Genomic DNA, 7,533 nt, shown 5'->3' on the forward strand with positions numbered 1-7,533 from the left:
CCCCCGGTTCCGTCCCGGCCCCATGCCCCACGACCGGCCGCCCCTCACTGCTGCCGTGAAGGCGCGGCGGCGCGGTCGTGGCCGCTGTCGTGTCGGCCCTGGCCCTCGTCCACGGGCACGAGCGCGGCCGGTTCCTCGCTGCTCGTGAGGAACCGGCCGTCACGCCGCGTGCGCGCCCTTCTCAGGCCGCGGTCCTCCCGTAACGGGCGAGGACGGCGGGGCCGGCCCGTTCCACCGACAGGCACTCCAGGTGGACGGGTGAGGTGTCGGCCGGGAAGAGCCGGCCGCCGGTGCCCACGAGCGTGGGGAGGGTGACGAGCCGGTACTCGTCGACCAGGTCCTCGGCCATCAGCGCGCGGGCGATGCCGAGACTGCCCATGACGACCACGTCCCGCCGCTCCCGCTTGACGGTGTCCACCAGGTCGCCGTCCAGGAGACGGGAGTTGGACCAGGCGGAGACGTCGGTGAGGGTGCGCGAAGCGACCAGCTTCGACGCGGCGTTCATCCGCAGCGCGAAGGGGGTGTCGCGCTCCGGCCACAGCCGCGAGAACTGCTCCCATGTGGTCCGTCCCAGCAGCAGGACCCCCTCGTCCAGGCTGGCCCCCAGTTGGAACCTGTCCCCGGCGACCACCTCCGGGCCGTGTCCGAACAGCCAGCCGCCGCCCGGTGTCCCCTCGGAGCCGTCCGGGTCGGTGACGATCCCGTCCAGGGTGGTGTACGCGATGACGATGACGCTCATGTCCGATGTCCTCTCGATCGGTGTCACCGGTACGTACCGGTGACACCGGCCGGATTCATCGCCCGCCGGGAAACCCGTCGGAGAAAATCTCCCGGGGCAGGTCGAAGGCATCGAGGGCCCGCGGATCGGCGAACACCACGTTGCGGGCGACCAGACCGCTGGTCACCGTGAACACCTGCAGCGAATGCAGCCGGTGCGGTTCGCCCTCCGCCCCGGGCGCGTAGGCGGCGAGTGCCGGCTGTCCGTTCGCGGTGAGCGGCCGGCTGAGCCAGTCCGTGCCGCGCATCGCGAACACCCGCTCCATGAAGAGGCCGTACTCCCCGCTGCCGCGGTACCACAGCGGCACCGGCGGCATCTCCAGGATCGCGTCGTGCGTCAGCAGCCGGACCAGCCCGGGCACGTCCCCCGCCTCGAACGCCCGCGCGTACCGCCCCACGGCCTCCCGCGCCCCGGCGTCGTCCGGCTCGGTCACCTCGCCGGGATCGCCCACGCCCGCCAGCGCGACCCGGGCCCGCTGCAGCGCGCTGTTCACGGCGGCGACCGTAGTCTGAAGCTGCTCGGCCACCTCGGCGGCACTGAACTCCAGCACCTCCCGCAGCACCAGTACGGCCCGTTGCCGGGCCGGCAGCACCTGCATGGCCGCCACCAACGCCAGCCGCAGATCGGCCCGCGCCTCGACGTCGTAGCGGCTGTCGGGGAACGGCTGCAGCCAGGGGATGTCGAAGGCCGGGGTCAGCGGGGCGCCCGGATCGTCGCTCGGCGCGCCAAGCCCCGAGGGCAACGGGCGTCGCGCCCGCCCCTCCAGCGCGGTCAGACAGACGTTGGTCGCGATCCGGTACAGCCAGGTCCGCACCGAGGCGCGGCCGGCGTCGTACCGGTCACGGGCCTTCCAGGCCCGCAGCAGGGTCTCCTGCACCAGGTCCTCGGCCTCGTGGAACGAGCCCACCATCCGATAACAGTACGCCACCAACTCGCCCCGGTACGGCTCAAGGTCCATGGGGTCATCATGGACCCATGAGTGGACTCCCCACCGAACGGTCCGTCCGCAGCACCCCCGAAGGCCTCCTCTGGGAGCCGAGCGAGCGCCGGGTACGAGGCCGCAAGGGCGACGTCACCGTCGTCGACAGCCGGCACCCCGTCCTCGTCTGGGAACCGTCGCTGCCCGTACCGCAGTACGCCTTCCCGCGCGGCGACGTATGCGAGGACCTCCTGCGTCCCGCGAAACGCCCGCGAACCGGGTCCCACACCGGATCGACGGTCTTCTACGACCTGGAGATCGACGGCGAGCTGCTGGAGAACGCCGCCTGGACCTTCCCCTCCGCCGACCTCGCCGAGTACATCGCCTTCGAGTGGTTCCGGCGCAGCGACAGGGGCCTCGACCACTGGTACGAGGAAGAGGAAGAGATCTTCGTCCACCCCCGGGACCCGCACAAACGCGTCGACGCCCTCGTCAGCGGCCGCCATGTCCGGGTCGCGGTCGACGGCACGCTCGTCGCCGACACCCACCGGCCCGTGCTGCTCTTCGAGACCGGCCTGCCGACCCGCTACTACATCCCGCGCGAGGACGTCCGCATGGACCTGCTCACCCCCACCGACCATCACACCGGCTGCCCCTACAAGGGCACCGCCGAGTACTGGTCGACGCCCGGCGGGGCGAACCTCGTGTGGAGCTACCCGGACCCGCTGCCGGCCGTCGGCGCGATCAGGGGACTGCTGGCCTTCTTCAACGAGGCGGTCGACATCACCGTGGACGGGGAGCGGCTTCAGCGCCCCGTCACACCGTTCAGCGCGCTGTTCACACCGAGCAGCCCACGTGGGCCAGCGCCTGCCTGAGCAGCACCCCGTGCCCGCCCGGCATCTCGCTCTGCACCGCCTCCGACACGGCCTCCTGCGGGCTGAACCAGACCAGGTCCAGCGCGTCCTGCCGGGGCCGGCAGTCACCCGTCACCGGGACCACGTAGGCCAGCGACACCGCGTGCTGGCGCGGGTCGTGGTACGGCGTGACGCCCTGGGTCGGGAAGTACTCGGCGACCGTGAAGGGCTGCAGCGAGGCCGGGATCCGGGGCAGCGCCACCGGGCCGAGGTCCTTCTCCAGGTGGCGCAGCAGCGCGTCCCGGACGCGCTCGTGGTGCAGCACCCGGCCGGAGACCAGGGTCCGGCTGACCGTCCCGTCCGGCCCGATGCGCAGCAGCAGGCCGACGCTGGTGACTTCGCCGCTGTCGTCGACGCGCACGGGCACGGCCTCGACGTACAGGATCGGCATCCTGGCACGCGCCATCTCCAGCTCGTCGGGAGAGAGCCAGCCGGGCGTGGTATCGGTCATGTCAGACATTGCTTGATCATACTTTCAGGAGGCGCCGGGCAGGCGGTATACCCGGCGTGCGTTGTGTGCTCCCGCCCACTCCGCCAGGCGCAGCGCGCCCGGCAGGTCCAGTTCGTCGTCGTCCACCCGCTCCTGGAGCAGACCGGCCAGCGCCCGGCGGAAGGACAGCGCGCCCAGACAGTGGAACTCGGCCACACCGTACGCGTCCGAGCTGTACAGGAGTTTGCGGAAGGGCGTGATCTCGAGGGCCTCTTCCAGCACGGCACGTGCCCGCGCCGGACCGACGTGGTGCAGGGCGAGGCCCACGTCCAGATACACCTGCTCGAAGACCGCGGCCAGATGGGCGGCCTGGCGCTGGTAGGGCCAGCAGTGCAGCAGCATCACCGGGATGGTGCCGGCGGTCAGGTGCAGCCAGTCGGTGAGGTGGGCGGGGTCCGAGCGGTGCAGCCGGATGTCGTTGTCGCCGAGTCCTACGTGGAGTTGGAGCGGCAGGCCCAGGTCGACCGCCGTCCACAGCAGATGCCGTACGAGCACCGGGTCCGCCAGCCGTCCGGAACCGCTCGCGAGCAGGCGCCGGGCCGCCTCGGTGACCTCCGTGTCGGAGGGGCGCGCCGGGTCCAGGTCGAAGCCGGTGCGGTAGGCGGCCACCGACTTCACGCCGACGACACCCGGCCGCCGTACCGCCTCCAGCGCTGCCACCCGGAAGCGGTCCGCGTACTCGCCGGGCTCGACCCCCTGTGCCGCCACCTCCTCGGCGACGCTCTCCAGCCGCACGATCTCGTACGCCGTCCCGCCCACGGGCTCCACCAGTTCGGCGGGTGTGGTCAGACGCTCCGGGGCGTACCCGGTGTCCACACAGAACACCTCGGTCCCCGCGGCGGCGAGGAAGCGGCGGTGCACCTCGCCGGGGCCCAGCTCGGCGCGCCGGGCGAGGTAGGCGTCGGGCTGCGCGTGGCGCGGGAGGTCCAGCAGGGGAGCGCAGTGGCGGCGGATCGCGACGCCCACCGGGCTGTCGAAGGTGGAGATCCCGGGCCAGGCCCCGCCCTCGGTGATCAGCGTCTCGAAGGCCCGCCGGTCCAGGTCGCCGGTGACCACGCCGTGGCAGTGGTGGTCCACCAACGGCAGGGCGTCGAGCGCTTCCTGGACGGGACCGGAGGGCATCTCAGTACTTCCAGCGGTAGGCGGCCGCCACTTGTTCGTCGTCGTACCCCTCGACCGCTGCGATCTCCCCCTGGCGTACGGCGATCACGGCGTCCGCGAGGACCGGCCCGAGCGCGGCCCGCAGCCGTTCGTCCTTGCGGAACTCCTCCACGGCCTCCGGCAGCGAGGCCGGCAGCCGGCGCACACCCCGGGCCGCCGCCTCGGCCTCACCGAGGTGGGCCGGGTCGCCGGTGATCTCCTCGGGGAGGGGCGTGGGCGAGGTCAGCCCGTCCAGGCCGGCCGCAATCACGCAGGTCAGGGCGAGGTAGGGGTTGGCGGCCAGGTCGACCGGCTTGACCTCCAGGTTGGCGGTCCGCTCGCGCCGGCCCGCGGTGCCGGTGACGATCCGCACCGCGGCCTCGCGGGTCTCGCGGCCCCAGGCGGTGAACACCCCCGCCCACTGGGAGGGTTTGAGGCGCAGATAGCTGGCCGGGCTCGGCGCGGTGACGGCGGTGAGCGCGGGGAGGTGGGCGAGGACGCCCGCCGCGAAGGACTCGGCCTCGGCGGTCATTCCGTGCCGGCCCTGACCGCCGGAGTGCAGGTTGACGCCGTCGCGCCAGGCGGAGAGATGGATGTGGCCGCCGTTGCCGACGCCCTGCGCGAAGACCGCCGGGGCGAACGACACCACGAGGCCGTGGCGCCCGGCGACCGCCCGGATCGTCTGCCGCACCAGCACGCTGCGGTCGGCGGCGGCCACCGGGTCGAGCGCGCCCACCGAGATCTCGAACTGCCCGGCCGCGTACTCGGGATGGAGCTGTTCGACCTCCACGTCCTGCGCCGCCAGCGCGGCCAGCAGATCGGCGCCGTAGTCGCTCAACTCGACCTGCCGGGCCGCCCCGTAGGCCGGTCCGTGCAGCGCCGGCACGAAGTCCCCGGTGGCGGACGGGCCTTGGCCGACGGCCCACTCGATCTCGATGCCCGCCTCGAAGGACAGCCCGTGCCGTTCGGCGGCCTCGGTGACCAGCCGGCGCAGGACCGTGCGCGAGCACCCCGGATGCGGCTCGCCCTCCTGCGTGATCCGGTCGACCGGCGCCCACGCCCATCCGGGCTGCCCGGCCAGGACGACGAGGTGGTCGAGGTCGGGGTAGAGGCGCAGATCGCCGTCGGGGGAGCCGAGGACGTCCGTGGTGACGATGGAGTCGTTCGCCAGGAAGGTGTCGAACACCGGTGACATGCCGACGCCCCAGGCCGCGGCGGAGGCGAGCTTCGCCGTGGGGATCGTCTTCACCCGGCCGATGCCGGCGGTGTCGACGTAGGACAGCACGACGCCGTGCACGCCCTGCCCGGACAGTTCACCGCTCAGGGCCCTGGCCCGGTCGACGTCGCCGGGGCGGCCGCCGGGGACGGGATCGGCGAGGGTGGGCATACGTCCTCCACGGTCGAGACGTCCGTCAGGGTTTCACGGCCACCGCGCCGTACTGCGGGACCGCGGCCGGGGAGTCCGCATCGGCGCGCCACCGGGAGCACGACACCAGGCCCGGCTCCAGCAGTTCGAGTCCCTCGAAGAAGGCGGCGATGTCGGTGCCGCTGCGGGCGGTGATGGGCGGGGTGGCGTTCTCGTTCCAGAACTTCATCGCCGCGATCTGCCCCTCGCCGCCGAGTTCCTCGTCGGTGGTCGGGTGGGTGAGGGCCAGACAGCTGCCGGCGGGGACCGCGGCCATGATCTGCCGGGCGATCTCCCGCGCCTTCTCCGCGTCCAGCACGAAGTTGAGGATGCCGAGCATCATCACCCCGACGGGCTTGGTGAAGTCCAGGGTGGCGGAGGCGCGTTCGACGATGGCGGCCGGGTCGTGGACGTCGGCCTCGATGTAGTCGGTGACGCCCTCGTGGGTGCCGGTCAGCAGGGTGCGGGCGTGCGCGAGCACGATGGGATCGTTGTCGACGTAGACGATCCGCGCGTCCGGCGCGATGCGCTGGGCGATCTGGTGGGTGTTGTCCGCGGTCGGCAGTCCGGTGCCGATGTCCAGGAACTGCCGTACCCCGCGCTCCTCCGCGAGGAACCGCACCGCCCGGCCCAGGAACCAGCGGTCCGCCCGGGCTATCTCCCGGATGACCGGGAACATCCCGGCGACCTGCTCGCCGACCTGCCGGTCGACCTCGTAGTTGTCCTTGCCGCCGATCCAGTAGTTCCACACCCGCGCGTTGTGCGCCACACCGGTGTTCAGCCTGGCCGACCCGCCCGAAGGGGTGTGGCTCTCACTCACGACTCAGCTCCTCATCGCACCGCCTGCGGCTGTCGCCGCCATTGTGCCGCCCGGTGATCACACTGTCCCGGGAATCGGCTGACCAGGCGTGCGGAATCGGCCAGTCGCCGTCCGTCAGCGGGTGCGGCCGGGGCCGGGGGCGGGCGTCTTGCCCGCCTGGACCTGCTTGAGCCGCTGGGCGCCCTCCCGCACGGCCAGTTCGAGGGAGTCGTGCGCGCCGCCGGCCAGACCGCCGGCGGTGACGGTGATCGCGTCGTTGCCCACGCGGACGGCGGCCACGTCCAGGGTGAGGGTGGCGGGTTCGCCGTTCGTGGTGCCCTGCACCGTCACGTGCAGGCCCTGCCGGGCGTCGCCCTGGGTGGGGACCGAGGCGGTGGTCACCTGGACCGTCCGCTTGCCGCCCTTGGCGTCGGTCGCGGTGAACTGGTCGCACTTGACCGGAAGCGTCTTCAGCCAGCCCAGTGCGGCGCTCAGACGGACGGGGTTGTACGCGGCGACCTGGTACAGCAGCCGGGAGTCGCCCTGCTGGAACCCGGCCAGTGCCGAGGCGCCCGTCGGCTTGCCCAGCAGATCGTCGTCGTAGAGGGCGTCCAGGAGCCGCTGGCAGTCGGCGGCGTTCGTCTTCGCGGTCAGGAAGGCGGCGACGTCGACCTTGCCGACGAGGAGAGTGTCGTCCCAGTGCTCGGCGCCCTTGACCGGGGTCCAGCCGCCCTCCAGGTCCGTCATGGTGATCAGCGCCGCCTCCGCGCCGGCCTGCGTGAGCCGGGCGGCCGGCGTCGAGGTGGCCGCGGACGCCCGGACGAGCGGCGAGGCGCCGAGGTCGGTGGGCGTGGCACCCCCGCCCGCGCTGTCGCCGCCGTCCGAGCAGGCCGCGGTGGTCAGCAGTGCGCCCACGACCAGCGCCGAGGCGAGCACACGGACGGGCCGGGACGGACGTCGGATCATGGCGGAGGCCTCCTGAGCGGCGAGCGGGTCCCGACCAGCGCACCACCCCCCACACCGCCCCACCAGCGCACCGGTCCGGACGGGTGAGCACGGCCCACGCCCACGGGCGCTTCGGGTGGGAC

The 7,533-nt window shown here is 72.9% G+C and carries 8 protein-coding genes; 1 reads left to right on the forward strand and 7 read right to left on the reverse strand.

Annotated features, from left to right (window positions below; translation table 11 throughout):
- Window positions 1–181 precede the first annotated feature (181 nt).
- Together GRC12_RS39485 and GRC12_RS39490 are read right to left on the reverse strand one after the other, a co-directional pair.
- Window positions 182–739, reverse strand: a complete 558-nt coding sequence (locus GRC12_RS39485; RefSeq protein ID WP_208785284.1) for a dihydrofolate reductase family protein — start codon at window positions 737–739, stop codon at window positions 182–184.
- A 55-nt stretch (window positions 740–794) separates the two neighbouring features.
- Window positions 795–1,736, reverse strand: coding sequence for a sigma-70 family RNA polymerase sigma factor (locus tag GRC12_RS39490; RefSeq protein WP_208785285.1), 942 nt, complete (start codon window positions 1,734–1,736; stop codon window positions 795–797).
- Between the two features lie 17 nt (window positions 1,737–1,753).
- Here GRC12_RS39490 and GRC12_RS39495 point away from each other — a divergent pair, with 17 nt between their 5' ends.
- Window positions 1,754–2,572: a DUF427 domain-containing protein gene (locus tag GRC12_RS39495; RefSeq protein WP_208785286.1), complete on the forward strand. Its 819-nt coding sequence runs from the start codon at window positions 1,754–1,756 to the stop codon at window positions 2,570–2,572.
- Here the strand turns inward: GRC12_RS39495 and GRC12_RS39500 are convergent.
- The 5 genes from GRC12_RS39500 to GRC12_RS39520 all read right to left on the reverse strand — a co-directional run bounded on the left by GRC12_RS39500 (window position 2,535) and on the right by GRC12_RS39520 (window position 7,411).
- Window positions 2,535–3,071 (reverse strand): NUDIX hydrolase family protein, encoded by a 537-nt coding sequence (locus GRC12_RS39500; RefSeq protein WP_133048061.1) that lies wholly within the window; start codon window positions 3,069–3,071, stop codon window positions 2,535–2,537. The genes GRC12_RS39495 and GRC12_RS39500 overlap by 38 nt on opposite strands.
- A gap of 15 nt (window positions 3,072–3,086) precedes the next feature.
- Complete coding sequence (locus tag GRC12_RS39505) at window positions 3,087–4,223, reverse strand: amidohydrolase family protein (protein WP_208785287.1); 1,137 nt, start codon at window positions 4,221–4,223, stop codon at window positions 3,087–3,089.
- Between the two features lies 1 nt (window position 4,224).
- The gene (locus GRC12_RS39510; RefSeq protein ID WP_208785288.1) at window positions 4,225–5,628 is read right to left on the reverse strand and encodes a glutamine synthetase family protein; all 1,404 of its coding nucleotides are present in this window, start codon (window positions 5,626–5,628) and stop codon (window positions 4,225–4,227) included.
- A 25-nt stretch (window positions 5,629–5,653) separates the two neighbouring features.
- On the reverse strand, window positions 5,654–6,466 hold the full coding sequence (locus tag GRC12_RS39515) for an SAM-dependent methyltransferase (protein ID WP_208785289.1): 813 nt from the start codon (window positions 6,464–6,466) through the stop codon (window positions 5,654–5,656).
- Window positions 6,467–6,580: 114 nt separating this feature from the next.
- On the reverse strand, window positions 6,581–7,411 hold the full coding sequence (locus GRC12_RS39520; RefSeq protein ID WP_208785290.1) for a hypothetical protein: 831 nt from the start codon (window positions 7,409–7,411) through the stop codon (window positions 6,581–6,583).
- Between the last annotated feature and the right edge of the window lie 122 nt (window positions 7,412–7,533).

Origin of the sequence: Streptomyces griseorubiginosus, assembly GCF_017614965.1 — a bacterium.
Taxonomy (GTDB): domain Bacteria; phylum Actinomycetota; class Actinomycetes; order Streptomycetales; family Streptomycetaceae; genus Streptomyces; species Streptomyces griseorubiginosus_B.

Bases quoted from the DNA above. Each gene is read 5' to 3' on its own strand.
- GRC12_RS39485 (WP_208785284.1), bottom strand. From the start codon at position 739: ATGAGCGTCATCGTCATCGCGTACACCACCCTGGACGGGATCGTCACC.
- GRC12_RS39490 (WP_208785285.1), bottom strand. From the start codon at position 1,736: ATGGACCTTGAGCCGTACCGGGGCGAGTTGGTGGCGTACTGTTATCGG.
- GRC12_RS39495 (WP_208785286.1), top strand. From the start codon at position 1,754: ATGAGTGGACTCCCCACCGAACGGTCCGTCCGCAGCACCCCCGAAGGC.
- GRC12_RS39500 (WP_133048061.1), bottom strand. From the start codon at position 3,071: ATGTCTGACATGACCGATACCACGCCCGGCTGGCTCTCTCCCGACGAG.
- GRC12_RS39505 (WP_208785287.1), bottom strand. From the start codon at position 4,223: ATGCCCTCCGGTCCCGTCCAGGAAGCGCTCGACGCCCTGCCGTTGGTG.
- GRC12_RS39510 (WP_208785288.1), bottom strand. From the start codon at position 5,628: ATGCCCACCCTCGCCGATCCCGTCCCCGGCGGCCGCCCCGGCGACGTC.
- GRC12_RS39520 (WP_208785290.1), bottom strand. From the start codon at position 7,411: ATGATCCGACGTCCGTCCCGGCCCGTCCGTGTGCTCGCCTCGGCGCTG.